The following is a 26,627-nucleotide window of genomic DNA, read 5'->3' on the forward strand; positions in this document are numbered from 1 at the left end:
TGCCCCGTACCATGCGTGATCTACTCCGGACGGTGTATAGCTAGAAGCTGACGCAGCACCATCACGCGCGCAGACTACTCGCCGTGCAGCACTACCAGGAGGGACGGGGCCAGCCCCCGAACAGATGAAAGCTAAGAACTTCTTCAAGGGCCCGGGCATCTGGATCGTTGTCGTGATCGGCATGCTCCTGGTGGCCTTTGCAACCCTGGCTCCTGGCGGCGCCGCACGGATTGACACTGACAAGGGCCTGGAACTGCTCGCCGGCGACAACGTCGAGCAGGCCAAGATTTTTGATGGCGAAAACCGCGTTGACCTGGTGCTGAAGGAGAACTACCAGCAGGACGGGCAGGACAAGGGCAAAAGCGTCCAGTTCTACTTTGTTGACGCCCGTGCCCAGGACGTTGTCCGGGCTGTTACCGCTTCTGCCCCCACCGGCGGCTACACGGACCAGCCGATTGAAAGCAACTGGTTCTCCGGCCTGCTCTCCCTCCTGATCCCGGTCATCCTGCTGGGCGCCCTTTTCTGGTTCCTGATGACCCGCATGCAGGGCGGCGGCTCCAAGATCATGCAGTTCGGCAAGTCCAAGGCCAAGATGGTCAGCAAGGACATGCCTCAGGTGACATTCGCTGACGTGGCCGGCTCGGACGAGGCCGTGGAGGAACTCCAGGAAATCAAGGAATTCCTGCAGGAACCGGCCAAGTTCCAGGCCGTAGGCGCCAAGATCCCCAAGGGTGTGCTGCTGTACGGCCCTCCAGGCACCGGCAAGACCCTCCTGGCCCGCGCTGTTGCCGGCGAAGCCGGTGTTCCCTTCTTCTCCATCTCCGGCTCGGACTTCGTTGAGATGTTCGTCGGCGTCGGCGCCTCCCGCGTCCGCGACCTCTTCGAACAGGCAAAGGCCAACTCGCCGGCCATCATCTTCGTGGATGAAATCGACGCCGTAGGCCGCCACCGCGGCGCCGGCATCGGCGGCGGCAATGACGAACGCGAGCAGACCCTCAACCAGCTGCTGGTGGAGATGGACGGCTTCGACGTCAAAACCAACGTCATCCTGATCGCCGCCACCAACCGTCCGGACGTGCTGGACCCCGCACTGCTGCGCCCGGGCCGCTTCGACCGGCAGATCGGCGTAGACGCGCCGGACCTGATTGGCCGCGACCAGATCCTGCAGGTTCACGCCAAGGGCAAGCCCATGGCGCCCGGCGTTGACCTCAAGGCGGTCGCCAAGAAGACCCCCGGCTACACCGGCGCCGACCTGGCCAACGTGCTGAACGAGGCCGCCCTCCTGACCGCCCGCTCCAATGCGAACCTGATCGATGACCGTGCACTGGACGAGGCCATTGACCGTGTGATGGCAGGCCCGCAGAAGCGCAGCCGGGTCATGAAGGAACACGAACGCAAGATCACCGCGTACCACGAGGGCGGCCACGCCCTGGTGGCAGCCGCGCTCCGGAATTCCGCTCCGGTCACCAAAATCACCATCCTTCCCCGCGGCCGGGCACTGGGCTACACCATGGTGGTTCCGGAAAACGACAAGTACTCCGTGACCCGCAACGAGCTGCTGGACCAGATGGCTTACGCCATGGGCGGGCGCGTCGCAGAAGAGATCGTCTTCCACGATCCGTCTACCGGCGCATCGAACGACATCGAGAAGGCCACCGGAACCGCCCGTAAGATGGTCACCGAATACGGCATGAGCGAGCGTGTCGGCGCTGTCCGGCTGGGCCAGGGCGGCGGCGAACCGTTCCTGGGACGCGACGCCGGGCACGAGCGCAACTACTCGGACCAGATCGCCTACGTGGTGGATGAGGAAGTACGCCGGCTGATTGACCAGGCCCACGACGAGGCTTACGCCATCCTCACCGAAAACCGGGAAGTCCTGGACCGGCTGGCCCTCGAGCTGCTGGAACGCGAAACACTGAACCAGAACGAGATTTCCGACATCTTCCGCGACATCCGCAAGCGCGACTTCCGCGAGGTGTGGCTTTCCAAGGAAACCCGTCCGGTCCAGAAGGCCGGACCGGTGGAATCCCGCCTGGAAAAGGCAGAGCGCGAGGCCCAGGAGGAAGCCAAGCGGGCGCGGCTGGATGAGCCGCTGGACGCCCAGCCGCCGCATCCGCAGGGGGTTCCCGAAGACGCCCCGTTCCAGGGAGGAATCCCCGACTCGGGGCCTGACGTCCTTCGCGGCTAAGCTTCTTACGTGACCCACTTCGACGATGACGACGTTCCCGCCTCCGCCGGATACCCGGCGGAGGGCGGCGCCCACCACTCCAAACACCTGAAGGTGGACCGGCCCCGGATCGAGGCCGCTGTCCGTGAGATCCTCCTGGCCATCGGGGAGGATCCGGACCGCGGCGGCCTGGTGGACACCCCTAAGCGGGTGGCCAAAGCCTACGCCGAGATGTTTGCCGGGCTGCACCACGACCCCGCAGACGTCCTGTCCACCACGTTTGACCTGGACCATGAGGAACTGGTCCTGGTCAAGGACATTCCCTTCTATTCCACCTGCGAGCACCACCTGGTGCCGTTCCACGGGGTGGCCCACGTGGGCTACATCCCCTCACACGAAGGCAAGGTCACGGGGCTGAGCAAGCTCGCCAGGCTCGTGGACATATACGCCCGCCGTCCGCAGGTGCAGGAGCGCCTCACCACGGAAATCGTCGAAGCGCTGGTCGCCCACCTCAAACCCCGTGGCGCGATCGTCGTAGTTGAATGCGAGCACATGTGCATGTCAATGCGCGGTATCCGCAAGCCCGGAGCGAAGACCGTCACCAGTGCGGTCCGCGGGCAGCTTCATGACCCGGCCACCCGCGCCGAAGCCATGAGCCTCATCCTCGGAAGGTAACCATCACCATGGATTCACTTGCTGCAGCGCCGGGAACCGGCCCGGCGACCTCTCCGCTGCCGGTCCTCCGGAAACCACGTCCGCTGGCGCGGTTCGAAGACCTGCCCACGGACCGCACCCTGGTCATGGGCATCGTCAATGTCACCCCGGACTCCTTCAGTGACGGCGGCCAGAACGCGACGGCGGACACTGCCATCGCCTCCGGACTGCGCATGTTCTACGCGGGAGCGGACATCATCGATGTCGGGGGAGAGTCCACCCGTCCCGGTGCTGAGGACGTCAGCCCGGAAGAAGAGCAGCAGCGCGTGATTCCCGTGATCGAGGCGCTGGTGAAGGCCGGTGCCCTGGTCAGCATCGATACCATCCACGCTTCCACTGCCGCTGCCGCCCTCGCAGCGGGAGCCGCCATCATCAACGACGTCTCAGGCCTCTCCATGGAACCGGAGATGGCTGAACTCGCAGCCGCCTCCAAAGCCCCCTACATCCTCACGCACCGCCGCGGCGACGCCCGCACCATGAACTCCCTCGCGGAGTACACGGATGTTGCCGGGGAGGTAGTGGCCGAACTGGCCGGAGTACGGGACAAGCTTTATGCCGCGGGTGTTGCCCAGGACCAGATCATCATCGATCCGGGGCTGGGGTTTGCCAAGAACGACGCCCAGAACTGGGAGCTCCTGCAAAACCTGGACCAGCTGGAAAGCCTGGGCCACAGGATTCTCGTGGGCGCCTCCCGCAAGCGGTTCCTTGGGACGCTGCTGACCGTGGCCGGTAAGTCCGCCGCGCCCCAGGAGCGGGACGCCGCCACCGCTGCGGTTACCGCCATCAGCGCGTCCCGGGGTGCCTGGGCCGTCCGCGTGCACGACGTCGGCTCCAGCCTCGACGCCGTCAAGGTGGCCGCCCGCATGGCCGCCCCAAGAACCACCCAGTAGGACCAGCCATGGACAGGATTACGCTGACCGGCGTCACCGCCGTCGGCCATCACGGTGTGTTTGATTTTGAGCGCCGCGAGGGCCAGCCTTTTGTTGTGGACGCGGTGCTCTATCTGGATTTCGCCCAGGCGGCGGAATCCGACGATGTCCGGGACACCGCCCACTACGGCGAGGTGGCTCAGCGTATTACTCAATGGATCTCGGGGGAGCCGCTGAACCTAATTGAGGCGCTGGCGGTCCGGATAGCGGAGAGCCTGCTCAGTGAATTCAGGCTCCAGGCCGTGGACGTCACGGTGCACAAACCGCAGGCCCCCATCGAGGTGCCTTTCGGTGACGTGTCCGTCAGCGTCCACCGTGCACGGAACAACGGGGAGAGACCAGTCCAGGGGGAGGGACAATGAATCCGGGTTATTCCAAGGTGGTGCTGTCTCTGGGCAGCAACGTGGGCGAGCGCAACGAGACGCTGACCGAGGCGGTTGCAGACCTCGTCGACCCGCCCGAAATCCGCCTCCTCGCCGTGTCGCCGATAGTGCAGACGAAGCCGGTGGGCGGGCCGCCGGGCCAGCCCGACTTCCTGAACATGGTTATCACGGTCGAAACCAACCTTCCTCCGCAGGAACTGCTCGAACACTGCCAGGCCGTGGAAAACAAGCACCACCGCGTGCGGGAAGTTCGCTGGGGGCCGCGCACGCTCGACGTCGACATCATCACCTATGGCGAGCTGCGCAGCGATAATCCTGACCTCACCCTTCCCCACCCCCGCGCAGCTTCCCGGGCCTTCGTGCTTTATCCCTGGTCGCTCATCGAGCCGGCAGCCACGTTGAACGGCGAACGCGTCAGCACCCTGGCCGCGCGGGCGGAGGATTTCGCCGGGATTGCCCCCTTCGACGGCTTCGGCGACTTCGACGGACTGCCCACCGCGGGGGCGGTGGAGAAGCGATGAAACCCCTTAACCCGCTGCGCCTCCTGCTGATTGGATTCATCCTGGCCGTGGCGGGCTGGTCCGCCACCGTGGTGACCAGCCGTTATGGCATGGGCACTCCGGTCCTGCCGCTGACGGCGCTCGCCACCATGGCAGTCATCGTCGTCATCACTTTGGTCCTCGGCGTCAGGGTCCTGCGGTGGCGCAACAGCAACAAGCCCAACAGCACGCAAAAGAAGAGGATGCTAGATCCCCTCCTCGCAGCGCGCACACTGGTGCTGGCCCAGGCCTGCGCCTACGCCGGGACGGTCCTGCTCGGCTGGCACGTGGGAATCTTCCTGGACCAGTTGCGGATCTGGAGCCTGCGCAGCAACCAGGGCATCACATGGCTGGCCCTCGCCATGGCCGCCGGCGGGCTGGTCATGATCGTGGTGGGCCTGCTGGTTGAACGGTTCTGCCGGATTCCGCCGGAGGACGGCGATACGAACGGCGTAGACGGCAAGCCCGGCCGCGCGGTACGCGGAGAAGCTGCCGCAGGAGAAGGCGAATATGCATACCGAGGCGATTGATCCGCCGGGAATTGTCTGGCAGCGGGTATCACCGAAGTACGTCACTGTCCGGCTGGTGCAGTGGGCGCTGGGGAACCTTATAACGGTGCTTGTCCTGTCCCTGCCCCTGCTGTTTGTCCTTTTGGATGTCTGGGCCTGGCCGCCGCTGTGGCTGGCCGCCTCCGTGCCTGCGGCGGCGTTGGTGCTCGCTGTCTGGCGGCTGGTGCTGATTCCGCGCCAGGTGCGGGCCATCGGATACGCCGAGCGTGACGACGATCTCCTGATCAGGACGGGTATTTTCTTCCAGCGCGCCATGGCTGTTCCGTACGGCCGCATGCAGTACGTGGACATCGCAGTGGGGCCCGTGGAACGCGGGCTGGGCCTGTGCACGCTTAAGCTGCACACGGCCTCACCCGGCACCAACGCCCAGATCCCCGGCCTACCCGCGGCCGAAGGTGCACGGCTGCGTGAGCAGCTCGCTGCCCGGGGCGAAGCCAGGCTGGCAGGACTGTGACGGCGGAGGGGCCGCGTCCGGAACTGGGGGACCCCGTTGCTGTCCCCGCTTCCGAAAATCCCGCGTCGCGGTCCACACAGGGCGCCGCGGGCGACGGCGAATGGCTGCGGGTGCACCCTGCGTCGCCTTTTGTCCGTGGCTGGGTAGCCCTGGCCGCCATTGGTTTCTTTTTCGGCCGGGACGTTTTCGAGCGGGCGTTGCAGGGCAGGCCCATCCTGGAAGATGAGTTCGCCGGCCGGGCGCCCATGCTGCTGGCCGGAGGCGGCGTGGTGCTGCTCATCGCGGTGCTGGGCTTCATCCTCACCTGGTATTTCACCAAGTACCAGGTCTCGGGAGGCTATGTCCGGGTCAACACCGGTTTCGTCTTCCGGCAGCAGCGCCAGGCCCGGCTGGACCGTGTGCAGGCCATCGACATCGTGCAGCCCCTCCTGGCCCGGATCTTCGGCCTGGCCGAGCTCAAGTTCGAGGTTGCAGATGCCGGAGAGTCCGCTGTCCGGCTGGCTTACCTGAAGATGGACGAGGCCCGGCAGCTCCGGGCCACCATCCTCGCCCGGGCAGCCGGAGTGACGCTGGATCCATCCCGCCCTGAGGAGCCGGCACCTGAGGCGCCGGAATTTCCGGTACTCTCCGTGCCGCCGTCGCGCCTTATCGGTTCCCTGCTGCTCAGCGAGCAGAGCATTTTTGTGGTGGTGGGCGCGGTGGGCTCAGTGGTCCTTTCCACCATCACCGGCAACGCGGCGTTCTACTTCTACCTGATCCCTGCCGCCCTTGGCCTCGCAGCCAGTTACTGGGGCCTGTTCAACAAGGGGTACAACTTTACTGCGGCCATTTCTCCTGATGGCATCCGGCTGCGGTACGGACTGCTTGATACGCAGGCCCAAACACTTCCGCCCGGCCGGATCCAGGCGTTGAAAGTAGCCCAGCCGCCGATGTGGCGGGCGCTGGGCTGGTACCGGATCCAGGTGAACATCGCAGGATACGGCGCCGTTGAGGGAGCCGGCGAGGGCTCCGGTCGTACAACGCTCCTGCCAGTGGGCAGGCTCGAGGATGTGATGTCGATTCTCGCGCTGGTGCTTCCGGACCCCGGGACTCCGCAGCCGGGCGATGTTTTCGGTGCCGGGCTGCACGGGATGGATTCCGACGGCGGTTTTGTCACCACGCCGCGCAGGGCGCGTCTCCTGGCGCCACTGGGATGGCGGCGGAACGGATTTACCGCCACCGGCACCGCCCTGCTGATCCGCTCAGGCCGCTGGTGGCGCGATCTCGTGGTGGTGCCCCACCAGCGGACCCAGTCGATGGCGTTGCACCAGGGCCCCGTGGCGCGCCGGTTCGGGGTGACTGACCTGGTCCTGCATACCACCGCCGGGCCGGTTGTGCCGCGGCTGCGGCAGGCAGGCGTTGAGCAGGCGCGGACACTCTTTGACGAACAGTCCGCCCGCGCCCGGCTGGCGCGGAAGCGGCAAACTACTGAACAGTGGCTGGCGCAGGTCGCCCCGGCGGTTGAGCCTGAACAACAGGAAGGCCAGCAGCATGGCTAAACCCGGACGCCTGGGCGTCGGAATCATCGGTGCCGGAAAGGTGGGTGCCGTGCTCGGTGCCGCCCTGCGCGCAGCTGAACACGCCGTCGTCGGCGTCTCGGCCGTTTCCGAAGCAAGCCGTGAACGGGCCGGGACACTGCTCCCCGGCGTGCCCATCCTGGAAGTCCAGGAGATCGTGGAGCGCTCAGAGCTGGTGCTCCTGGCAGTGCCCGACGACGCCCTGCCGGGCCTGGTTGAAGGACTGGCAAAACTGGGCGCCTGGCAGCCGGGCCAGCTGGTTGCGCACACATCAGGCCGGTTCGGGGTGGGGGTGCTGCATCCTGTTCGCGCCGCGGGGTCGGTTCCGCTGGCCCTGCATCCCGCTATGACGTTCACCGGCATGAGCCTGGACCTGACGCGCCTGCTGGACTGCACTTTCGGCGTGACCGCTGATGCTGCCATGCTGCCGATCGCGCAGGCGCTCGTGGTGGAGATGGGGGCCGAACCCGTCGTCATCGCCGAGGCGGACCGGACGCTGTACCACGCAGCCCTGGCCCACGGTTCCAACCACCTCGTAACCCTCGTTGCGCAGGCTTCCGAGCTGCTCAGTGCGGTCGGGGTGGAGGCGCCGGAACGCATGCTCGGCCCCCTGTTGAGGGCAACCCTCGAGAACGCGCTGGCCTCCGGGGAGTCCGCCCTTACCGGGCCCGTTGCCCGGGGAGACGTCGGAACGGTGAAAGCCCATGCGGAGGCACTGCGGGAGTTCGACGGCGGCGGGCAGGGCGATGTGCTGGCAGCTTACCTCGCGATGGCGCGCGCCACGGGCCTCCGCGCCGAGGGCCGCGGGCTGCTGAAACCAAGCCAGCTGGATGAACTGCGCAAGGCCCTGGAACCTGAGGAAGACTGAGAATGCCCATCAAGATCGTTACCACCGTTGCCGACCTGCACGCGGAGAGCGGCCGCCTGCTGACGCTCAGAGGCGGCACGTCCCAGGGACTCGTGCCCACCATGGGGGCACTGCATGAGGGGCATGCTGCCCTGGCCCGCACCGCCGTCGAACAGAATGACGTTGTGGTGGCCACCATCTTCGTCAACCCGCTGCAGTTCGGCGACGCGGCAGATCTTGACCGCTACCCCCGGACCCTGGACGCCGATGCTGCCCTCCTGGAAGAACAGGGCGTGGACCTGGTTTTTGCGCCCTCCGTGGACGAGGTGTACCCGGGCGGCGAGCCGCTGGTGCGCGTCACATCCGGGGTTCTTGGTGAAAAGTGGGAGGGTGCCTCACGGCCGGGTCACTTCGACGGCGCCCTGACGGTGGTGGCCAAGCTGCTGCACTATGGCATACCTGGGTCGGGCCTGCAGGATTCCGGGCAGGTGCAGGGTGGCCTGCCGGCGTACCGCGCCTACTTCGGCCAGAAGGACGCCCAGCAGCTTGCGCTGGTCCGGCGGATGGTGGCCGACCTGAACTTCCCGGTGGAAATCGTGGCCGTGCCCACCGTGCGCGCCGTGGACGGGCTGGCGCTCTCCAGCCGCAACCGCTTCCTCGACGAGGACGAACGCGAAGCCGCGCTGGTGCTGTCCCGCGCACTGCGGTTACTCAAGGAGAGGGCGAGATCCCGCGAACCCCTGGATTTGGAATCGGCGCAGGCGATGGTGGAGTCCCAGCCGCTCGTGGCGTTGGACTACTTGGAGGTGGTGGATCCGGACACGCTGGAGCCGCTGGCCGAAAACTGCCGCGAGACCCCTTTCCGCGGTGAAGCGCTGGCGTTGATTGCCGCCAAGGTGGGGCCGGTGCGGTTGATCGACAATATGCCCTTGAGCTCGTAGCTGCCAGCTCTTCTGGCCCAGAAAGTTTCCCTAAACCGGCAGATCCGGGTTGCATGCCAGCTGCTCCAGCAACGCCTGCTCCGGTTCGCCCGGGTGCCGGGCGACGCAGCGCCGCATCCTGGCCCTGGCCAGTTCTCCATCGGGTGCCTTGCTGTGGAGAACTTCGTCAATGATTTCCTGCGCCTGCCATCGAAGCGATTCAAGGGCGAGCCGACGAATTTCGGCGGGCGTATCGTTGGACATCCAGGGGTCCGGATCCGACGGCACGCTTTGGAATATCCGCTCCGCTGACATAGGGGCCTCCTTGCACCAATCCGAAGCGGCCCTTCCGGTGCCTCCGCGGCGTCTCAAGCACTGCGCTGGAAGCAACATTACAGCGGGTAAGACCGGTCTGTCTTCCCTGGCGGCGGTAAGCTGGAATTGCAATGAACCCAGAAGCGGAACTTCCACCGGCTGCGGTGGGTTTGGAACCTTCGGCCACGCCTTCCGCGGTGGCTCCTTCACCCCTGGTCACTGCCGCACCCGCACCTGAAACCGCTGCCAGCACGTCCGTTGCCAGGATCATGTCGGTGGCCTACGAGCTTTTCTCCCAGCGCGGCGTCCGTGACGTCGGCGTCAATGAGCTGATTGAACGATCCGGCGTGGCCAAGGCCACTTTCTACCGCCACTTCCCGTCCAAGGACTCCCTGGTCCTGGCCTTCCTTGAACAGCGGGACAAACAGTGGACCGTGGATGCAATACTCTCTGAGGCCCTTCGCCGGGGCCGCAATCCCGAGGAGCAGCTGCTGGCCATTTTTGACGTGTTCTCGGACTGGTTCAGGCGGGAGGACTTCGAGGGTTGTTCCTTCGCGAAAGTTCTGCTCGAGATGGGACCGGCCCATCCCCTGGGGCGGGCCAGCATCGAGTACCTCGCGAAAATTCATGGTCACATCCAGGGCGCAGGCGAAGAGGCGGGGCTGGTGCGCACCGGGGAGTTTGCCAGTTCGCTCCTGATCCTCATGAAAGGCTCCATTCTTCAGGCCATAGAGGGGGACGTGCAGGCCGCCGGGCGCGCCCGGCAGATGGCCGGCTGGCTGATTGAGCACCACCGGGGTTAGCCAGACAAAACTGCCTGCAAACACATTCTGCCCACGCAGCTCAGCACCTCACCCGGTTAAGTGGCCCGCAAGAGTGTCTTCGAAAAGGCTCCTATCGGTAGGCAGGAACTTGGGCGCTGGGAGGATGCAGGGGCTGGGGCGGCTTCACCGGGGCAGAGCCGGTCATCCCGGCACAAAGGTAGCCGTCTGGTCCGGTGGGATGCCACCCGTCGGGCCAGTGTGGTGGTTCCTGGTCGGGTTGTTCGCTTTTGTAGTGGCGGCCGGTGGGTGAGGTCCAGCCGGGTGGTTCGTTTCGGGTTGCTGGTGTGGGTGCCCATGGGGTGTTGTGTTTGAGGCGGTGGTGTTTGGGGCAGAGCTGGGCCAGGTTGTTGATTCCGGTGGTTCCGCCGTGGTGCCAGGCGAGCAGGTGGTCTGTTTCGTTGTCGAGGGTGTGGTTGTTGCAGCAGGGGAAGGTGCACTTACCGTCCCGCATCCGCAGCCAGCGCTTCACCGTTTCGGGGAGCCGGTAGCTTTTGCGGCCGATCTCCAGGGGCGCCCCATCCCTTGGGTCGACCAGGACCCGGTAGAAGGAGTGTGCCCCGTCCGCGACCAGTTGGCGTGCCATGGATGCCGGGATGGGGCCGTGGCCGTCGAGCATGGCGGGTTCGTCGGTGAGGCCTAGGAGCGCGAACACCGGGACGGTGACCAGCACCTCGGTCCGGGGGGTGGGCACTTCAGCGCTTGGCTGCCCTGACCCGCCGCCAACGGTTGGTGCCGCGTTCCCGGCGGGAACGGGTCCGGTTGGAAGGACCCGGGCGCCGGGTACCTGCGTGCCGGGTTCCTGTGTGCCGGGTTCGCGGGTGCGGAGTATCCGGTTGCAGAGGATGTCGGGGCGGAGTTGGGCCAGGGTGCGGGGTTCGTTGGGTCCTTGCAGGCTACGGGCGGTGGCTGTGATGTTGTTCCACAGTGCAGAGGCTTTGTCCGCGGGGAGGTAGGCGGAGATCCAGGCCATGCCGTCCCGGTCCGGGCTGTATTCGATCCGCCGGTCGGCGGCGCTTTTGTTGTGGCGTTTTTCGAGGGATTCGGGGTGGTGGCGTTCGCGCCAGGTCCGTACTTTGGCCCGGAACCGGGAGGGGATCAGGTCCCCGGCGGCCGCTCCGCGGGCGGGGTTGGGTGCGTCCGGGTCCAGGAAGTGCGCGGTCAGGGCGGTTCCGCCGGCGGGGCCCAGGGTCTCGGTTTCGTCGGCGATGATCCGGGCGTGTTGCCACGAGATGGTGCCGGAGGACAGGGCGTCCATGGCCAGCGGCAGGGTGCAGAGCTGACGGGACTGGGTGATGAGCGCTGCGGCTGCGGGGGAGCTGATGGTCAGGATGCCGGCGATTTCCTCGATCGCGGACATTTCGGCGTAGGTCCGTTCGTGCACGGGTGCTTCCGGCGGGGTCATCGCGTGTTGGAGGTCGAGGGCCTCGGCGGCGTCGCGGGCTTTCAGCCCGGCTATTTGTGCTTCGAGTTTCGACAGCAGCCCCAGCCGGTCCAGCCGGAGCTCGTAGGCGCGCTGCAACACATCGATTCCGCCGCCAACACGGCTGCCGGCAGAGGCACCGGCGGCGCCAGCGGTGAGGGCGGCATCCTTACGAAACAGCGCGTCCAGGACGGCCACGGAGGCATGAACACCCTTCATCGCTGCCGCTGTCCCCGCGCCGTTTTTCATACCGACATCATCCATCGAGGCACCGACAATTCCAGGCGGGATGCACAGTATGGCGACCGTGCATGAGCGGTCGATGGCTATCGTCCGGTTTCCGCCCGCCATGAAAAATACTCAGCTTGCTTATTACTTTTCGCTTTCCTAGGCTGGAAGCTGTCAGGCAAGCAACTCTCAAGGCGGCACATCCACGGCCTCATACAGGCGCCGGTGGCCCGCCTCAAGTGAGGAGGACGAATGTCAGAACACAGCATCGCCGGCAAGAAGGTCGCCTTTCTTTTGACTGACGGCGTCGAGCAGGTTGAGCTCACCAGTCCGTGGAATGCAGTGAAGAACGCCGGGGGTGAGCCCACGCTGGTTGCCTTGAAAAGCGGCAAGCTGCAGGGGTTCGAAGGCACCGAGAAAGGCGACACTTTCGACGTCGACCTGACGGTCGCAGAGGCAAACGCCTCGGACTTCGACGCGCTGGTGCTCCCGGGCGGCGTTATCAACGCAGACCACCTCCGCGTGGACAAGGACGCCCAGAGCTTCACCAGAAGCTTCTTCGAACAGCACAAGCCGGTGGCCTCCATCTGCCACGGACCGTGGCTGCTCATCGAAGCAGGCGTGGTGCGCGGACGGAACCTCACGTCCTACCACACGCTCCAGACGGATTTGAAGAATGCCGGCGCCAACTGGACCGATGAGGAAGTGGTGGTGGACCAGGGCCTGGTCACCAGCCGCAACCCCGATGACCTTCCGGCCTTCAACAGCAAGCTGGTGGAGGAAATTTCGGAGGGCCAGCACGCCGGCCAAACGGCCTAAGCGGACTGGAGCGGCCGCCCGGCCCACCCCTTTCCGACCCCCACTGTTCCCTCAGGGTTAAAGAAAAGTCCCGCGTGGAGGAATTACTCCAGGCGGTAGAGTGTTGGAATCTGCAGCGGCATTGACCGCGCACCTTTCACTTACACAACTCCCTGAGGGAACACGCATGTCTACCGAAGTCTCTCCGAACGCCAGCGGCCAGTCCGTTCAAGCTCCCGGAACCAAGCCCGCCGCACCGGAGAAGATGTCCCGCGAATCGGTGACTGTTATCAGCACGCTGCTGGTGGCGACGTTTGTGGTGATCCTCAACGAGACCATCATGAACGTTGCCCTGCAGCGGCTCATGGTGGAACTTCAGGTGGACGCGCCCACCGTCCAGTGGCTCTCCACCGGATTCATGCTCACCATGGCCGTGGTCATCCCCACCACAGGGTTCATCCTGCAGAGCCTGTCCACCCGCGCCGTGTTTATGCTGGCCATGGGGCTTTTCGCCGGCGGCACCGCACTGGCCGCCGTGGCCCCCGGATTCGAGATCCTGCTGCTGGCCCGCATCATCCAGGCCGGCGGCACCGCCATCATGCTTCCCCTGCTGATGACCACCATCCTTACGCTGGTCCCGCTGGCCAAGCGCGGCGCCGTGATGGGCAACGTCAGCATCGCCATTTCCGTAGCTCCCGCCATGGGCCCCACAGTGTCCGGACTCATCCTGGAGCACTTCACGTGGCGCTTTATGTTTGTGTTCGTCCTCCCGGTGGCCCTTGCAGCACTCGCCATCGGCGCCAAGTACCTCACCAACATCGGTGAGGCGGAAAAGACAAAGCTTGACGTGCTCTCGGTGGTCCTCACCGTCCCGGCATTCGGCGGCCTGGTCTACGGCCTGAGCCAGATCGGCGGCGGCCACGGCGGCCAGGCAGGACCGGGTGCCACCGCCATCACCGCGCTGGTGGTCGGCGTTGCCGGCCTCACGGCCTTTGTCCTTCGCCAGCTGCAGCTGCAGAAGGCCGAAGCCCCGCTGCTGGACCTGCGCGCCTTCAACTTCCGCATGTTCACCGTCTCTGTCCTGCTGATGGTGGTGGCCATGATGGCGCTGTTCGGCGGCGTCATCCTGCTGCCCCTCTACCTGCAGGAGATCCGCGGCCTGGGCTCCCTCGAGACCGGCCTGGCACTGCTTCCGGGCGGCCTGGCGATGGGTCTACTGGGGCCCGTCATCGGCCGGCTTTTCGACAAGGTGGGCCCGCTGCCGCTCACCGTCACCGGTTCCATCCTGATGGTGGCGGCCCTCTGGCAGTTCTCAATGCTCGACGCCGGCACCTCCATCGCGTGGATCGTCACCCTGCACGTCGGGCTGAGTTTCGGACTGGCGCTGCTCTTCACCCCGGCGTTCACCACCGGCCTGAACCCGCTTCCGCCCCACCTGTACTCGCACGGTTCCGCGATCATGAGCACCACGCAGCAGGTGGCCGGCGCCGCGGGCACCGCACTGCTGGTGTCCATCTTCGCGGTCGTTTCCGCGACGTCGGGCCTGGTTGCAGGGATGAGCGCCGCCTTCCTGACGGCAACTGTCATCGCCTTCGCCGCCGTCGTGCTTTCAGCGATGATGCGCAAGACCGACGGTGCCGGCGCGGGCCACGGTCCCGCACATTAACCGGCGCAGGCAGCGCGAAGTGCCGTCTCGAACGTTCAAAACGGCACTTCGCGCTACCTGGTTGGGTCAGCCGGCGTAAAAGTCAGCGAGCTCCCTGATGAGCTTGTCCGGGGCCTTGATGACGCCGTCGTGGCCGTAGCCCGGCAGGATGGTGTAGCTGGAGCCTGAAAGGACATCGTGGATCTGGCCGCAGGCCACCCCGAAGTAGGCCGGGCTCTTTTCGCCCACCACGATCAGCGTTTCCAAAGGCAGTTCCAGGAATGGCTCCGCCGGCATGTCCGCGGCGATGATGGCCTTGATTTCCCGGACACCGGTCCTCATCAGCTCGCGCTGCTGCTTGCCCTCTGACGTGCCGGCGGTGAGTTTGTTGGCCAGGGTCAGCATGGAGAGCGGCATGCGGGACGAGAAAGCGCCGCCTGCTTCGAGGCCGCGCTGGAGGACTGCCAGAGCGCGGTCATCATCCCCGGCAGCGGCGGCACGTTCGTACTCGGTGGTCCAGTCGGCCTTGACGCTGTGGTTCACGGAGACGGCGGGATCGTAGACGGCGAGCCGCTCCACCGGCAGCGTCCTGGCCGCATGGAGGGCAACGGCGCCGCCGAAGCTGTGCCCGAACACATCCGTGCTGGACGTGTGTTTCATCACCGTATCCAGATCGCGGATGTCCACGTCAAGGGTGTAATCCTCCGGCTGGGGCGAGGAGGATCCACGGCCCCGCCGGTTGAACGTGTGGACGGGGCGGCCCAGGGCAGCGCTGAGCTTCTGCGCAAACTTCGTGTAATCCGCAGCTGTCACCATGGAAGGGACCACAACTACTACGCCAGAGCCTGCGGAAGCATGTTCCGCGCCCGTGGAGAAGAGTTCCAGTGTGCCGCCGTCGGGGGTCCTGATGTTCTCACGCGTCATATGCCGAGCCTAGCCGAGCAACCTGGACGCAGGCACCTCGACCGCCAGCGGCCCAAGCACGTGCCGGCTGTCAGCCGAGGCGTTTGATAAGCGCTGCGCTGTGCTCGCGGATGGCGGGCAGTCCGCTGCCAAGCCCGCAGAGGATGAGTCCGGCGTCTGCCGCCTGCAGCGGTGAGTCTGAAGTGGCCATTTTGTCTGCCCGGAGATTGATCAGGGATTCGACGAGGCGGAAGGCCAGATCGCCTGGACTGGCTCCTGAAGTTGCTGCCGGGCCTGCCGGGGAAAGTGCCGCTCCGAGTTCCCCGTACAGGTTGCGCAGCTCCTGCCGGTCCGCGAGGAAGCGCCCGAAGCGTGCGGTGCGGGCCTCGGGCAGGTGGTAAAGGACTCCGAGGTTCCACCGGGCACTGCACAGTTGCGTACCGTCATAAAGCGCGACGGCGTGCAGCCGGCTTCCGTCCGGGCCTTCAGTTGGCGGCACGGCCGCCACAGCGCGCGCGAACTTCAGTCCGCTCAATACCGTGCCCTCCAGCAGGTCCTCAAGGATGTCGTCCTTGGTTTTGAAGTGGTGATAGAGCGAGGACTGCCTGATTCCCACCGCGTCGGCAATGGATCGGGTGGAAGTGTTGGCAAAGCCCTGGGTGGTGAAAAGCTCGGCCGCAGCATCCAGGATTTCCTCACGGGCGGTGGCCCCGGGCCTGGAGGGCTGTTGGCTGCGGGGTCTCCCGGGTCCGGCTGAAGTCACGGCATCATTCTTGCACCCTCTTTCCCGGCCGCGCCCTCGGCCGCCCGCCCGGCCGCCCGCCCCGGCCGGTAGGTCCGTCCGCACCGCAGTTCCGCCGGTGAGGGGACGGAAATAAGGCCGAAACAAGATGTCTATGTGCCTTTTACAGAGGTGAAACGGTTTGGGGACATGCCGCTGGAAAACTATCAATTGACCGGTATTCCGCAGCCTTCGGCCGAGTGCTGCACCGCCGGCAGGCTCCACCCCAACGCCGTTCCAGCCCCTGGAGAATCCGATGACTTCAACCGTTCTTCCCACCGTCCATGCGGACGATGCGGACCTGACGTCCCTTGGCTATGAGCCCACCCTGCACCGGAAACTCGGCCGCTACGCTTCCTTCGCGGCCGGCTTTTCCTTTGTGTCCATCCTCACCACCATTTTCCAGCTGTTCGCCTTCGGATACTCCTTCGCGGGCCCGGCTTTCTTCTGGACCTGGCCGGTAGTGCTGGTGGGCCAACTGCTCGTTGCACTGAACTTCGCGGAACTCGCTGCCCGCTACCCGTTGTCAGGAGCGGTCTACCAGTGGGCGCGGCGGGTTGGGGGAGAGGGCGTGGGCTGGTTCGCCGGATGGTTCATGGCGATCGCCCAGGTGGTCACCGCTGCAGCCGCCGCCATCGCCCTGCAGGTGGTGCTGCCCCAGCTGTGGGACGGCTTCCAGGTGGTGGGCGGTGACCCGGCACTCAACACTGTCACCGGTGCCGCGAACGCCGTGATCCTGGGAACCGTGCTTCTGGTGGCCACCACCATCATCAACTCACTCGGCGTCAAGCTGATGTCGCACGTGAACTCCGTGGGAGTCACCTGCGAGATCGTGGGCGTTGTGGCCGTGATCCTTGCACTTCTCAGCGCCGCCCAGCGCGGGCCGGAAGTCGTGGCCGACACCACCGTGCTGCAGAATTCGGACCTCGGCGCGGTGGGCGCCTTCCTGGTCTCGGGTCTCATGGCCGCTTACGTCATGGTGGGCTTCAACTCCGCCGGCGAGCTTTCGGAAGAAACCAAGGACCCGCGCAGGACCGCGCCGCGGACCATCCTTTCCGCGCTGCTCATCTCCGGCGTCGGGGGCGCACTGATGATCATTACCGCCCTGATGGCCGCACCCAGCCTCGACGACGGCCGGCTCGCCACCGAAGGCCTGCCCTACGTCCTCACCGCAGTCCTGGGCACTTTCTGGGGCAAGGTACTGCTGGTGGATGTCGCCATCGCCATCTTCGTTTGCACCCTGGCCATCCAGACGGCCGGCTCACGCCTGGTGTTCTCGATGGCACGGGACGGGAAACTTCCCGCCTCGGCGCTGCTGTCCTCGGTGCACCCCATCCGCGGGACGCCCATGTGGCCGTCGATTGTTATCGGTGCCCTGGCAGTTGGCGTGCTGGCCATCAACGTCGGCAACGCAGCCCTCTTCACCACCCTCTGCAGCGTGTGCATTGTGATGGTCTACCTCGCCTACCTGCTGGTCACCGTGCCGCAGCTGATCAACCGGCTCCGGGGCGACTGGAACCGCGTTGGGCAGACCCTTCCGGCAGGACTCTTCTCACTCGGACGCTGGGGCCTGCCCGTCAACATCCTGGCCGTCCTGTACGGGGCCCTGATGGTGGTCAACCTTGCCTGGCCCCGGCCCGAGGTCTACGACCCCTCGGGCGAAAACGGGCTGCTCCTCTACTCCGCGCCGCTCATGGTCACCCTGGTCCTGCTCCTGGGCCTCTGGGTCCGGCGCCGCAACCTGGCAGCCAATGCCTGAGCAGCTCACAACCTCCACAGCATTTCCCGGTATCAACCGAACGAACCAACACAGGATCGATATGACACAAGTAACGGAAAGTCCAGCAACAGCCGGCACTGCCACCACGGCGGGCGCCCGAGCCCACGCCAGGGAGCAGCACGGCCGGACCGCGGACACCATGCGGTTCGTGCCCGCCGCGTCCGCCCCCGCCCGGCTCACCGCCGGCCTGACGGAAGAAGCCATCGCGAACCTTGCCTGGGCCGAATCCCTGGCTTTCGGCCACTACACCACCCTGAACCTGGCCCGCGGCACCAGGATCAGGCTCACGGACACCGCCGGGGACGCCTGTGTCCACACCCTCCTCTACCGTGCCGGGGCCCTGCACGAGCGGCTCAACATTGCGGACACCGTCAAGGTCCCCTGGCAGGCGTATCCCGGCGCAGGCCACCCGCTCCTTTCCGATGCCGGCCGCCTGATGGCCACGATCGTGGTTGATACCTCCTTCCGCCACGACGCCCTGAACGGGGCCACCACGCTGGAGGGCAACACTGCCCGCTACGGCGCCGGTACCGCCCACAGTGCGTCGCCCGCCGCCCGCGAACTCCTCACGCTCGGAGCCCTGAAAAGCGGGCTGGGGCCGCGTGACGTGGCGCCCTCGCTGTCCCTGTTCAAGGGAATCAACGTAGACCCAGCCGGCAGCATCACCTTCACCGGAAGCGCCGGTCCGGGAGCCGCCGTCGAACTTCTCCTCCAAATGGACGCGGTGCTGGTCCTCGCCAACACCGCCCACCCGCTGGACTCCCGTGCGGTCTTCGCGGGAACCGCCGTAGACATTGCTGCCTGGTACGCGCCGCAGGACCTGGCGGCACTGGAAACGGGCGCCCTCGCCGGCACCCTGGCCCCCGAACACCTGCAGGCGCTGCACAACACCGAACACGACCTCACCGCAAGGAACGCCCGATGAACACCGCCACCTACATCGATCCCATCACAGACCCCCGCGACATCGCGCTGGCACCCGGCGAAGTTGTCCTTGACCAGTTCGTCGAGGCCCGCGGCCCCTGGTCCGCCGTTGTGGCTGCCGGGGACGTGCTGACCATCGTGGACCTCGAAGGCAACCAGGCCGTGGACTGCCTGCTGTATGCCGCCGGCGATGCCGCCGTGCGCTACTCCGCCGCCGTCACGATCGCCCGGCAGCAGTCAATCATCCTCACTGCCGGTTCCGTCCTGCGGGCAGAGACAGGAGCCGCCCTCATGACAGTGGTGGCAGACGAAGTAGGTGTGCACGACACCATTGGCGGCGCCTGCTCGCAGGAGGCCAACACCCTCCGCTACGGGCAGCACACCCGGGAACAGCATGCCTGCGTGGAGAACTTCCTGATCGAGGGCTCACGCTGGGACCTCGGAAAGCGGGACCTGGTGTCCAACATCAACTGGTTCATGAACGTGCCCGTGGACCCGGACGGGGCACTCGGGATTGTGGACGGCCTGTCCGCCCCCGGGAAGCGCGTGGCACTCAAGGCAGAGGTAGACACCCTGGTGCTCGTCTCCAACTGCCCGCAGATCAACAACCCGTGCAACGGCTTCAACCCCACCCCCGTCCGTATGATCGTCACCCGGCCGGAGGCTGACCAGTGAACACTTTCGACACTCTCCTGATTGCCAACCGCGGCGAGATCGCCTGCCGCATCATCGAGTCCGCCAAAAAGCTCGGCCTGCGCACCGTGGCCGTGTTCTCCGAAGCGGACCGGGGCGCCAAGCACGTCCGCCTGGCAGATGCAGCAGTACTCCTTGGACCGGCTCCGGCCAAGGAGTCCTACCTCCGGGTGGACGCACTCCTGCAAGCGGCCAAGTCCACCGGCGCGGGAGCCATCCACCCCGGCTACGGGTTCCTCTCCGAGGACGCGGGCTTCGCCGAGGCCGTGGAGGCAGCGGGGCTTGTTTTTGTAGGCCCCACTGCGGAGCAGTTGCGCATCTTCGGTACCAAGCACACAGCGCGCGACGCCGCCCGGGCAGCCGGGGTGCCAATGATCGCAGGGTCCGGGCTGCTTGAGGACGTAGACGCCGCCGTCGCTGCAGGCGCCGGAATTGGTTTCCCCCTGATGCTCAAAGCCACCGGCGGCGGCGGCGGCATTGGCATGACAGTCTGCCGCACCGAGGCAGAGCTTGTAGAAAGCTTCCCCCGCGTCGCCCGCCTGGCCGGCGCCAGCTTCGGCACCGCCGGTGTTTTCGCTGAACGGTACGTCGAGAACGCGCGCCACGTCGAGGTCCAAATCTTCGGGGACGGCGAAGGCCGGGTAGTCAGCCTCGGCGACCGGGACTGCTCCCTCCAGCGCCGCCACCAGAAGGTCCTCGAAGAGGCACCCGCACCGGACCTGCCGGAGGACCTGCGCGAAGAATTGCACCGCAGCTCCCGCGCACTCTGCGCCTCCCTGAACTACCGCTCCGCCGGGACCGTTGAGTTCGTCTACGACTCCGCCCGCCGCGAAGCCTCCTTCCTCGAAGTCAACGCCCGGCTCCAGGTGGAGCACCCTGTCACCGAGGCGGTCACCGGCGTGGACCTGGTGGAGTGGATGCTCCGACTGGCTCAGGGCGGAACGGACGCCGGAACGGTCCTTGCCGGGATTCCTGACAGCCTGCCGGTCACCGGCCACGCGGTGGAGGCGCGCGTCTACGCCGAGGACCCCGCCCGTGGGTTCCAGCCCAGCGCCGGTACCGTGACCAACGCCGTATACCCCGCAGATGTCCGTGTGGACGCCTGGGCCGAAACGGGAACTGAAGTTTCCACCAACTACGATCCCCTCCTGGGCAAAATCATCACCTCCGGCGCGGACCGTACCGAAGCCCTTGACCGCCTGGCCGCGGCGCTCGCCGGCACCCGGATCGACGGCATCGAGACCAACCTCGGAATGCTCCGCGCCGCCACCGGGCTCACGGAAGTCCGCTCGGTCCAGCACTCCACCAGCACCCTGGACAGCGTGGGCGATCCGGAGCCGCGCATCACAGTGGGCCGCCCGGGCCTGCAGACAACCGTGCAGGACTGGCCCGGCCGGACCGGCCTGTGGCAGATCGGGGTACCGCCCAGCGGACCCATGGACGACCTCTCCTTCCGGCTCGGAAACACCGCCCTTGGCAATCCCGAAGGCGCCCCCGGCCTGGAATTCACCATGACCGGCCCCAGCCTGACCTTCACCCACCCCACTACCCTCTGTGTCACCGGGGCCGAGGTAACAGTCACAGTCGACGGCACTACCGTGCCGGCCTGGGCGCCGGTCACTGTCCCTGCGGGAGGAACCCTCGACGTCGGCACTGCCGGCGGAAACGGGCTCCGCGGCTACATCCTGTTCCAGGGCGGCCTGGACATACCGCCGTACCTGGGCAGCGCCTCGACCTTTACCCTCGGCCAGTTCGGCGGCCACGCGGGGCGGGTCCTTCGCGCAGGGGATGTGCTGCGGGCAGTGCAGCCGGCTGCGGAAGCCCCCGACGCCGCGGAAGGTTCAAGCAGGAAAGCGATGACGGCGGCAGTGCCGTTGGACAGCCGGCCCGCCCTGACCTCAACGTGGGAACTAAGCGTTGTGGAAGGGCCGCACGGTGCTCCGGAATTCTTCCAGCGTGAGGACATCGAGGAGCTCTACGCCTCCGAGTATGAGGTCCACTTCAACTCTGCCCGCACCGGTGTCCGGCTCATTGGTCCCAAGCCGCGCTGGGCACGGACCGACGGCGGTGAGGCAGGGCTGCACCCCTCGAACATCCATGACACCGCCTACTCTGTTGGTGCCCTGGACTTTACCGGTGACACCCCCATCCTGCTCGGTCCCGACGGGCCCAGCCTGGGCGGCTTCGTCTGCCCGGTCACGGTGGTGACGGCGGACCGCTGGAAGCTCGGCCAGCTTCGGCCGGGGGACAAGGTCCGGTTCGTTCCCATCCCTGTCAGCCAGTCGCCGTCGGCCAGGGATCTTGGACCGGGCCGCCAGCTGGTGCTGCCCGGAGACGCCGGGTGGTCCGGCGGCATCCCTTCGGTTGCAGCCGGGTTGTCCTCTGCTGTCCGCACCGCACGGGGGGATGGCGACGACGGTGTGCTGGGCCGGGTGCCGCAGGGCGCCGGAAGGCCCGCGGTCACCTATCGCCGGTCGGGCGATGACAATCTCCTGGTGGAGTATGGCGAGATGGTGCTGGACCTGGGACTCCGTGCCAGGGTCCACGCCCTGCACCAGCACCTCGGGCAGCTCCGCGTACCGGGAATCGTGGACCTCACCCCGGGGATCCGTTCCCTTCAGATCAAGGTGGATCCCTCCGTTCTGTCCACCAGGCGCCTGCTGGATGTGGTCCAGGAGATCGAGGCCGCGCTCCCGGCAAGTTCGGAGCTGGTGGTTCCCAGCCGCACCGTCCGGCTGCCGTTGTCCTGGGACGACCCCGCCACCCGTGAAGCGATCGAACGCTACATGGCCGGTGTCCGTGACGACGCCCCGTGGTGCCCCTGGAACATCGAGTTCATCCGCCGGATCAACGGGCTGGAGTCGGTGAACGACGTATTCGATACAGTGTTCAACGCCGAATACCTGGTCTTGGGACTGGGCGACGTTTACCTTGGTGCTCCGGTGGCAACGCCGCTGGATCCGCGCCACCGGCTGGTCACCACCAAGTACAACCCGGCCCGCACCTGGACGCCGGAGAACGCGGTGGGCATCGGCGGGGCGTACATGTGCATCTACGGCATGGAAGGACCGGGCGGCTACCAGTTCGTTGGCCGCACCACGCAGGTCTGGTCCCGGTACGCGGATTCCGCCCCGTTCGAGGCCGGTTCGCCGTGGCTGCTCCGGTTCTTTGACCGGATCTCCTGGTACCCGGTCAGCCCGGAGGAACTCCTGGATCTCCGCGCGGATATGGCGGCCGGCAGGGGCCGCGGCGTGGAAATCGAGGACGGCACGTTCTCGCTCGCCGAGCACGAGGTGTTCCTCGAGGAAAACCGCGGGTCCATCGCGGCGTTCCGCGAGAAGCAGGGCGCGGCGTTCTCGGTGGAGCGCCAGGCCTGGGCGGACGCCGGAGAGTTTGACCGCGCGGACGCGCTGGCCGCTGTGGTCTCCCCGGTTGCGGACGAGGTGGCGGTGCCGGACGGCGGCTCCCTGGTCGCCGCGCCGTTCGCGGCCAGCGTCTGGAAGGTTGATGTCAAGGCAGGCGACCGGGTGGTCCAGGGCCAGCCGCTGGTATCCCTGGAGGCAATGAAGATGGAAACCGTGCTGGAAGCTCCCTGCGACGGCGTGGTGCTGCGGGTCCTGCCCGTCGCCGGTTCGCAGGTTGTGGCGGGCGAAGCAGTGGTAGTGCTGGGCGGCCCGGACGTGGACCTGGAAACCACAGCTCCGGGTGGCGGACTGGAAGCGCAGGACCTGGAGGAGTTGGCAGTATGAGCAACGGAACCGAAGGGGCGGCCACCAGGCGGGTCAGGGCTGCCCTCGCCGCCCTGGAAACCATCGACCGCCCGGAAATCTGGATCACCCTGCGCGGAGCGGACGAGCTGTTGGCCGAGGCCGCTGCCATTGATACGGCCGTTGCCGGTGGTGCGGATCTGCCGCTGGCCGGGCTCCTGCTCGCCGTCAAGAACAACGTGGACGTGGCAGGAATCCCGACGACGGCGGCGTGTCCCGGGTTCGCTTACCTCCCGGAAAAGGACGCCGCAGCCGTGGCACGGCTGCGTTCCGCCGGAGCCTTGGTACTCGGGGCCACCAACCTTGACCAGTTCGCGACAGGCCTTGTAGGCACCCGAAGCCCGCATGGGGCGGTCCGCGATTCCCGCCGTCCGGACTTCATTTCCGGTGGCTCAAGCTCCGGTTCCGCGGTCGCGGTGGCACTGGGCCTCGCGGACCTCGCCATCGGGACGGACACGGCCGGTTCCGGCAGGGTTCCCGCAGGGCTCCAGGGCATCGTAGGCATCAAGCCGACCCTGCACGTGGTGTCCACCGAAGGAGTGGTTCCGGCCTGCAAGTCCTGGGATGCCGTGACCATTTTTGCCCGCCACCTGTCCACCGCCGAGCTCGCCATGGGCGTAATGGCTGGTGGGGCAAGGGCCTGGCCGGCGGACATCCGGCTGGCCGCTCCGGAAAAGCCGCGCGTCGCCTACCCTGCCACCCTGCCGGCGCTGTCCGAAGCCTGGGTTGCCGAATTCCACCGGCACATTGACCGGCTGCAGGCGCTGGGCGTGGAAGCCGAACCTCTCGAATTCGATGTGTTCCTCGACGCTGCCAGGTTGTTGTACGACGGCGCCCTGGTCGCGGAGCGTTACGCCGCCGTCGGGAATTACCTCGACGCTGCCGACGGCCATGCGCAGACGCAGGCGGGCATCGACCCCACTGTAAAACGCATCATCCAGGCCGCCGGTCAGGTGCCGGCCCACCGCTACGTCACGGACACAGCAAAACTCCAAGATCTCAAGCGCCGGGCAATGTCTCGCTTTGAGAGCTTCGACGCCCTGCTGATTCCCACCGCACCCTTCCACCCCGCGCTGGCCGATGTTGCGGCGGACCCGGTAGGCGTCAACTCCCTGCTGGGCACCTATACAAACTTCTGCAACCTGTTCGACCTATGCGCTGTTGCCGTCCCGGCCGGCGAGGTGGACGGCGCACAATTCGGCCTGACGGTAGTGGGCCGCACCTTCGATGACGCTGTTGCTGCCGATATTGCACGCGCCCTGGAGGTTACCCCGGATCCTCCGGCCCTCTTTGCCGGCGGCGTGGCCCCCGCAGCTGGACATTTTTCCGGCCAGACGTCGTCGTCCGTTCCCTGGCCGGTGGCCGCGGGTGCCGTAGCCGTACCGCTGGTGGTGGTGGGCGCGCACCGCAAGGGCCAACCGCTCGCGCCGCAACTGGAAGAACTCGGAGCCGCTTGGGACGGCCCTGTCCGGACCGCGGCCCGCTACCGGATGGTGTCCCTCGACACCGTGCCGCCGAAACCCGGGGTGTACCGCTCAGACGACGGCGGCGCAGAGCTTGCGGGTGAACGGTGGCTGGTGTCTCAAGCGGGGCTGGGAGCATTCCTGGCCGCGCTCCCCGAACCCATGTTGCTCGGAGCGGTGGAACTGGCGGACGGTTTGAAGGCAGTCGGATTCGCCTGTGATGCTGTCGCAGCTGCGCAGGGAGAAGACATCACGCACTACGGCGACTGGCTGGCGGACCGGAATGAGCCCGCGGACCGCCGTGAGCAGCACGAGACCCGCAACGTGTGGCAAAACCTGGGTGAGGCTGCCCTCGCCGGGTTCAGCCGCGGCGAGCGGCGGTGACTCCGGCGGGCGGTGCCGCGGCCCCGAGGGCCGTGGTGCCGTCCGCCGGTGCGAAGCGGGGCGGGCCCAACTCCCGGTAAACTTGATGATTGTGACTTCCCAAAACACCCCCTCGCCCCAAAACGCCCCAGAGCCGCTTGATGCCAGTGAGCAGATGCGCATCCGCATGGAAAAGCGCGCGAAGCTGATTGAGCGCGGCGTTGAGGCGTACCCGGTGGGTGTGGAACGGACGCATTCTCTCGCGGAGGTCCGCGAAAAGTATGCCCACCTTGAGGCGGACGACACCACCGGCGACGTTGTAGGCGTCACCGGCCGCGTAGTGTTCGTGCGAAACACCGGAAAGCTGTGCTTCGCCACCCTCCAGGAGGGCGGCACCGACGGCAAGGGAACACGCCTGCAGGCCATGCTCAGCCTCGCCAACGTGGGTGAGGAAGCGCTGGCCGACTGGAAGGCGCTTGTGGACCTCGGTGACCACGTGTTCATCCGGGGTGAGGTCATCTCCTCCCGCCGCGGTGAGCTGTCCGTTATGGCCGAGTCCTGGTCCATGGCCTCCAAGGCGCTTCGTCCGTTGCCGGTACTCCACGCCGAGCTGAACGAGGAGACCCGCGTCCGCCAGCGCTACGTGGATTTGATGGTCCGCGACGAAGCCCGCGAAATGGTCTATACCCGCGCCGCCATTACGCGCTCCATCCGTGAGACGCTTTTCCGCCACAACTATGTGGAAGTCGAAACCCCCATTCTCCAGCTGGTCCACGGCGGCGCGCTCGCACGCCCGTTTGAGACCCACATGAACGCCTTCGACCAGAAGATGACCCTGCGCATCGCCACGGAGCTCTACCTCAAGCGGGCCGTGGTGGGCGGCATCGACCGCGTCTACGACATGGGGCGCGTATTCCGCAACGAGGGCGTGGACTCAACCCACAGCCCGGAGTTCACCACCCTGGAGTGCTATGAGGCATGGGCGGACCAGTTCGTTATGGCGCAGCGCATCAAGGAAATGATCCTCGATGCCGCGGACGCCGTGGGTGCCGGCCGCGTCCTGCAGACCGAAGCGGGGGAGATCAACCTCGACGGCGAATGGGCCTGGGTTTCCGTCTACCCCGGATTGTCCGACGCCGTTGGCCAGGAAGTCACCCCGGAGACGCCGCTGGAGGTGCTGCGCGCAATCGCCGACAAGCACGAGGTCAAGGTCGATCCCAAGTGGGACGCCGAGAAGCTGGCAGTGGAGCTCTTCGGCGAAATCGTGGAGCCCACCCTGCTGAACCCCACCTTCGTCTACGACTACCCGCCCTCTGCCCAGCCGCTCGCCCGCCCGCACCGCGAAGACGGCCGGCTGATCGAGGCCTGGGACCTCATTATCGGCGGCATGGAGCGCGGGACGGCCTTCTCCGAACTCATCGACCCCGTTATCCAGCGTGAACGGCTTACCGAGCAGTCCCGGCACGCAGCCGCCGGTGATGACGAGGCCATGCAGCTGGATGAGGATTTCCTGCGCGCACTCGAATACGGGGCGCCGCCAATGGGCGGTATCGGGCTTGGCATAGACCGGCTGGTAATGCTGTTCACCGGTGCCGGAATCCGCGAAACCATCCTCTTCCCGCTGCTGAAGCCGGAAGGGCACTGA

Annotated in this window: 23 protein-coding genes; 19 read left to right on the top strand and 4 right to left on the bottom strand. The window is 66.4% G+C overall.

Annotated features, from left to right (window positions below):
* Positions 1 to 124: 124 nt before the first annotated feature.
* From ftsH to panC, 10 genes are read left to right on the top strand one after another with little or no spacing between them, the layout of a single operon-like run.
* Positions 125 to 2,188, top strand: a complete 2,064-nt coding sequence (gene ftsH / locus AC5RVN_RS14410; protein WP_494105726.1) for an ATP-dependent zinc metalloprotease FtsH — start codon at positions 125 to 127, stop codon at positions 2,186 to 2,188.
* Between the two features lie 9 nt (positions 2,189 to 2,197).
* The gene (gene folE / locus AC5RVN_RS14415; RefSeq protein ID WP_494040404.1) at positions 2,198 to 2,842 is read left to right on the top strand and encodes a GTP cyclohydrolase I FolE; all 645 of its coding nucleotides are present in this window, start codon (positions 2,198 to 2,200) and stop codon (positions 2,840 to 2,842) included.
* A gap of 8 nt (positions 2,843 to 2,850) precedes the next feature.
* The gene (folP, locus tag AC5RVN_RS14420; RefSeq protein ID WP_494138378.1) at positions 2,851 to 3,771 is read left to right on the top strand and encodes a dihydropteroate synthase; all 921 of its coding nucleotides are present in this window, start codon (positions 2,851 to 2,853) and stop codon (positions 3,769 to 3,771) included.
* Between the two features lie 8 nt (positions 3,772 to 3,779).
* Entirely contained in the window at positions 3,780 to 4,172 is a 393-nt protein-coding gene (gene folB / locus AC5RVN_RS14425; protein ID WP_494105728.1) for a dihydroneopterin aldolase, read from the top strand.
* Entirely contained in the window at positions 4,169 to 4,714 is a 546-nt protein-coding gene (folK, locus tag AC5RVN_RS14430) for a 2-amino-4-hydroxy-6-hydroxymethyldihydropteridine diphosphokinase (RefSeq protein WP_494138379.1), read from the top strand. The genes folB and folK overlap by 4 nt, the downstream gene beginning before the upstream one ends.
* Positions 4,711 to 5,262, top strand: a complete 552-nt coding sequence (locus tag AC5RVN_RS14435; protein WP_494040408.1) for a DUF3180 domain-containing protein — start codon at positions 4,711 to 4,713, stop codon at positions 5,260 to 5,262. Before folK ends, AC5RVN_RS14435 begins: the two co-directional genes overlap by 4 nt.
* Positions 5,243 to 5,755, top strand: coding sequence for a PH domain-containing protein (locus AC5RVN_RS14440; RefSeq protein WP_494040409.1), 513 nt, complete (start codon positions 5,243 to 5,245; stop codon positions 5,753 to 5,755). Before AC5RVN_RS14435 ends, AC5RVN_RS14440 begins: the two co-directional genes overlap by 20 nt.
* A complete protein-coding gene (locus tag AC5RVN_RS14445) occupies positions 5,752 to 7,293 on the top strand; it encodes a PH domain-containing protein (RefSeq protein WP_494138380.1) in 1,542 nt (513 codons plus the stop codon). Before AC5RVN_RS14440 ends, AC5RVN_RS14445 begins: the two co-directional genes overlap by 4 nt.
* Positions 7,286 to 8,179, top strand: coding sequence for a Rossmann-like and DUF2520 domain-containing protein (locus tag AC5RVN_RS14450; protein WP_494040411.1), 894 nt, complete (start codon positions 7,286 to 7,288; stop codon positions 8,177 to 8,179). Before AC5RVN_RS14445 ends, AC5RVN_RS14450 begins: the two co-directional genes overlap by 8 nt.
* A 2-nt stretch (positions 8,180 to 8,181) precedes the next feature.
* Complete coding sequence (gene panC, locus AC5RVN_RS14455) at positions 8,182 to 9,099, top strand: pantoate--beta-alanine ligase (RefSeq protein ID WP_494138381.1); 918 nt, start codon at positions 8,182 to 8,184, stop codon at positions 9,097 to 9,099.
* Between the two features lie 30 nt (positions 9,100 to 9,129).
* Here the strand turns inward: panC and AC5RVN_RS14460 are convergent, their stop codons facing one another.
* Complete coding sequence (locus AC5RVN_RS14460; protein ID WP_494040413.1) at positions 9,130 to 9,393, bottom strand: hypothetical protein; 264 nt, start codon at positions 9,391 to 9,393, stop codon at positions 9,130 to 9,132.
* Positions 9,394 to 9,524: 131 nt separating this feature from the next.
* Between AC5RVN_RS14460 and AC5RVN_RS14465 the strand changes: the two genes are divergently transcribed.
* A complete protein-coding gene (locus tag AC5RVN_RS14465; RefSeq protein WP_494040414.1) occupies positions 9,525 to 10,196 on the top strand; it encodes a TetR/AcrR family transcriptional regulator in 672 nt (223 codons plus the stop codon).
* 91 nt (positions 10,197 to 10,287) lie between these two features.
* Here the strand turns inward: AC5RVN_RS14465 and AC5RVN_RS14470 are convergent, their stop codons facing one another.
* On the bottom strand, positions 10,288 to 11,886 hold the full coding sequence (locus AC5RVN_RS14470) for an HNH endonuclease signature motif containing protein (protein WP_494138382.1): 1,599 nt from the start codon (positions 11,884 to 11,886) through the stop codon (positions 10,288 to 10,290).
* Between the two features lie 231 nt (positions 11,887 to 12,117).
* On the opposite strand from AC5RVN_RS14470, the gene AC5RVN_RS14475 reads away from it, so the two are divergent.
* A complete protein-coding gene (locus tag AC5RVN_RS14475) occupies positions 12,118 to 12,684 on the top strand; it encodes a type 1 glutamine amidotransferase domain-containing protein (protein ID WP_494138383.1) in 567 nt (188 codons plus the stop codon).
* A gap of 166 nt (positions 12,685 to 12,850) precedes the next feature.
* Entirely contained in the window at positions 12,851 to 14,329 is a 1,479-nt protein-coding gene (locus AC5RVN_RS14480) for a DHA2 family efflux MFS transporter permease subunit (protein WP_494138384.1), read from the top strand.
* 66 nt (positions 14,330 to 14,395) lie between these two features.
* Here the strand turns inward: AC5RVN_RS14480 and AC5RVN_RS14485 are convergent, their stop codons facing one another.
* On the bottom strand, positions 14,396 to 15,232 hold the full coding sequence (locus AC5RVN_RS14485; protein WP_494138385.1) for an alpha/beta fold hydrolase: 837 nt from the start codon (positions 15,230 to 15,232) through the stop codon (positions 14,396 to 14,398).
* A gap of 70 nt (positions 15,233 to 15,302) precedes the next feature.
* On the bottom strand, positions 15,303 to 15,974 hold the full coding sequence (locus tag AC5RVN_RS14490) for a TetR/AcrR family transcriptional regulator (RefSeq protein ID WP_494138386.1): 672 nt from the start codon (positions 15,972 to 15,974) through the stop codon (positions 15,303 to 15,305).
* A gap of 274 nt (positions 15,975 to 16,248) precedes the next feature.
* On the opposite strand from AC5RVN_RS14490, the gene AC5RVN_RS14495 reads away from it, so the two are divergent.
* From AC5RVN_RS14495 to lysS, 6 genes are all read left to right on the top strand, one after another.
* Positions 16,249 to 17,751 carry an amino acid permease gene (locus tag AC5RVN_RS14495; protein WP_494138387.1) on the top strand — a complete coding sequence of 501 codons (1,503 nt, stop codon included), beginning with the start codon at positions 16,249 to 16,251 and terminating at the stop codon, positions 17,749 to 17,751.
* A 61-nt stretch (positions 17,752 to 17,812) separates the two neighbouring features.
* Positions 17,813 to 18,697: an urea amidolyase associated protein UAAP1 gene (locus AC5RVN_RS14500; protein ID WP_494138388.1), complete on the top strand. Its 885-nt coding sequence runs from the start codon at positions 17,813 to 17,815 to the stop codon at positions 18,695 to 18,697.
* Complete coding sequence (locus AC5RVN_RS14505) at positions 18,694 to 19,371, top strand: urea amidolyase associated protein UAAP2 (protein ID WP_494138389.1); 678 nt, start codon at positions 18,694 to 18,696, stop codon at positions 19,369 to 19,371. The genes AC5RVN_RS14500 and AC5RVN_RS14505 overlap by 4 nt, the downstream gene beginning before the upstream one ends.
* Positions 19,368 to 23,138: an urea carboxylase gene (uca, locus tag AC5RVN_RS14510; protein WP_494138390.1), complete on the top strand. Its 3,771-nt coding sequence runs from the start codon at positions 19,368 to 19,370 to the stop codon at positions 23,136 to 23,138. Before AC5RVN_RS14505 ends, uca begins: the two co-directional genes overlap by 4 nt.
* The gene (gene atzF / locus AC5RVN_RS14515) at positions 23,135 to 25,003 is read left to right on the top strand and encodes an allophanate hydrolase (protein ID WP_494138391.1); all 1,869 of its coding nucleotides are present in this window, start codon (positions 23,135 to 23,137) and stop codon (positions 25,001 to 25,003) included. The genes uca and atzF overlap by 4 nt, the downstream gene beginning before the upstream one ends.
* An 85-nt stretch (positions 25,004 to 25,088) precedes the next feature.
* Positions 25,089 to 26,627, top strand: a complete 1,539-nt coding sequence (gene lysS, locus AC5RVN_RS14520) for a lysine--tRNA ligase (RefSeq protein WP_494138392.1) — start codon at positions 25,089 to 25,091, stop codon at positions 26,625 to 26,627.

The organism is Arthrobacter sp. sptzw32 (genome assembly GCF_059089735.1).

Bases quoted from the DNA above. Each gene is read 5' to 3' on its own strand.
- AC5RVN_RS14485 (WP_494138385.1), bottom strand. From the start codon at position 15,232: ATGACGCGTGAGAACATCAGGACCCCCGACGGCGGCACACTGGAACTC.
- AC5RVN_RS14460 (WP_494040413.1), bottom strand. From the start codon at position 9,393: ATGTCAGCGGAGCGGATATTCCAAAGCGTGCCGTCGGATCCGGACCCC.
- AC5RVN_RS14470 (WP_494138382.1), bottom strand. From the start codon at position 11,886: ATGAAAAACGGCGCGGGGACAGCGGCAGCGATGAAGGGTGTTCATGCC.
- AC5RVN_RS14500 (WP_494138388.1), top strand. From the start codon at position 17,813: ATGACACAAGTAACGGAAAGTCCAGCAACAGCCGGCACTGCCACCACG.
- AC5RVN_RS14435 (WP_494040408.1), top strand. From the start codon at position 4,711: ATGAAACCCCTTAACCCGCTGCGCCTCCTGCTGATTGGATTCATCCTG.
- lysS (WP_494138392.1), top strand. From the start codon at position 25,089: ATGATTGTGACTTCCCAAAACACCCCCTCGCCCCAAAACGCCCCAGAG.
- AC5RVN_RS14465 (WP_494040414.1), top strand. From the start codon at position 9,525: ATGAACCCAGAAGCGGAACTTCCACCGGCTGCGGTGGGTTTGGAACCT.
- folB (WP_494105728.1), top strand. From the start codon at position 3,780: ATGGACAGGATTACGCTGACCGGCGTCACCGCCGTCGGCCATCACGGT.
- folP (WP_494138378.1), top strand. From the start codon at position 2,851: ATGGATTCACTTGCTGCAGCGCCGGGAACCGGCCCGGCGACCTCTCCG.
- folK (WP_494138379.1), top strand. From the start codon at position 4,169: ATGAATCCGGGTTATTCCAAGGTGGTGCTGTCTCTGGGCAGCAACGTG.
- AC5RVN_RS14475 (WP_494138383.1), top strand. From the start codon at position 12,118: ATGTCAGAACACAGCATCGCCGGCAAGAAGGTCGCCTTTCTTTTGACT.
- ftsH (WP_494105726.1), top strand. From the start codon at position 125: ATGAAAGCTAAGAACTTCTTCAAGGGCCCGGGCATCTGGATCGTTGTC.
- AC5RVN_RS14450 (WP_494040411.1), top strand. From the start codon at position 7,286: ATGGCTAAACCCGGACGCCTGGGCGTCGGAATCATCGGTGCCGGAAAG.
- AC5RVN_RS14505 (WP_494138389.1), top strand. From the start codon at position 18,694: ATGAACACCGCCACCTACATCGATCCCATCACAGACCCCCGCGACATC.
- AC5RVN_RS14495 (WP_494138387.1), top strand. From the start codon at position 16,249: ATGACTTCAACCGTTCTTCCCACCGTCCATGCGGACGATGCGGACCTG.
- AC5RVN_RS14480 (WP_494138384.1), top strand. From the start codon at position 12,851: ATGTCTACCGAAGTCTCTCCGAACGCCAGCGGCCAGTCCGTTCAAGCT.
- AC5RVN_RS14440 (WP_494040409.1), top strand. From the start codon at position 5,243: ATGCATACCGAGGCGATTGATCCGCCGGGAATTGTCTGGCAGCGGGTA.
- panC (WP_494138381.1), top strand. From the start codon at position 8,182: ATGCCCATCAAGATCGTTACCACCGTTGCCGACCTGCACGCGGAGAGC.
- atzF (WP_494138391.1), top strand. From the start codon at position 23,135: ATGAGCAACGGAACCGAAGGGGCGGCCACCAGGCGGGTCAGGGCTGCC.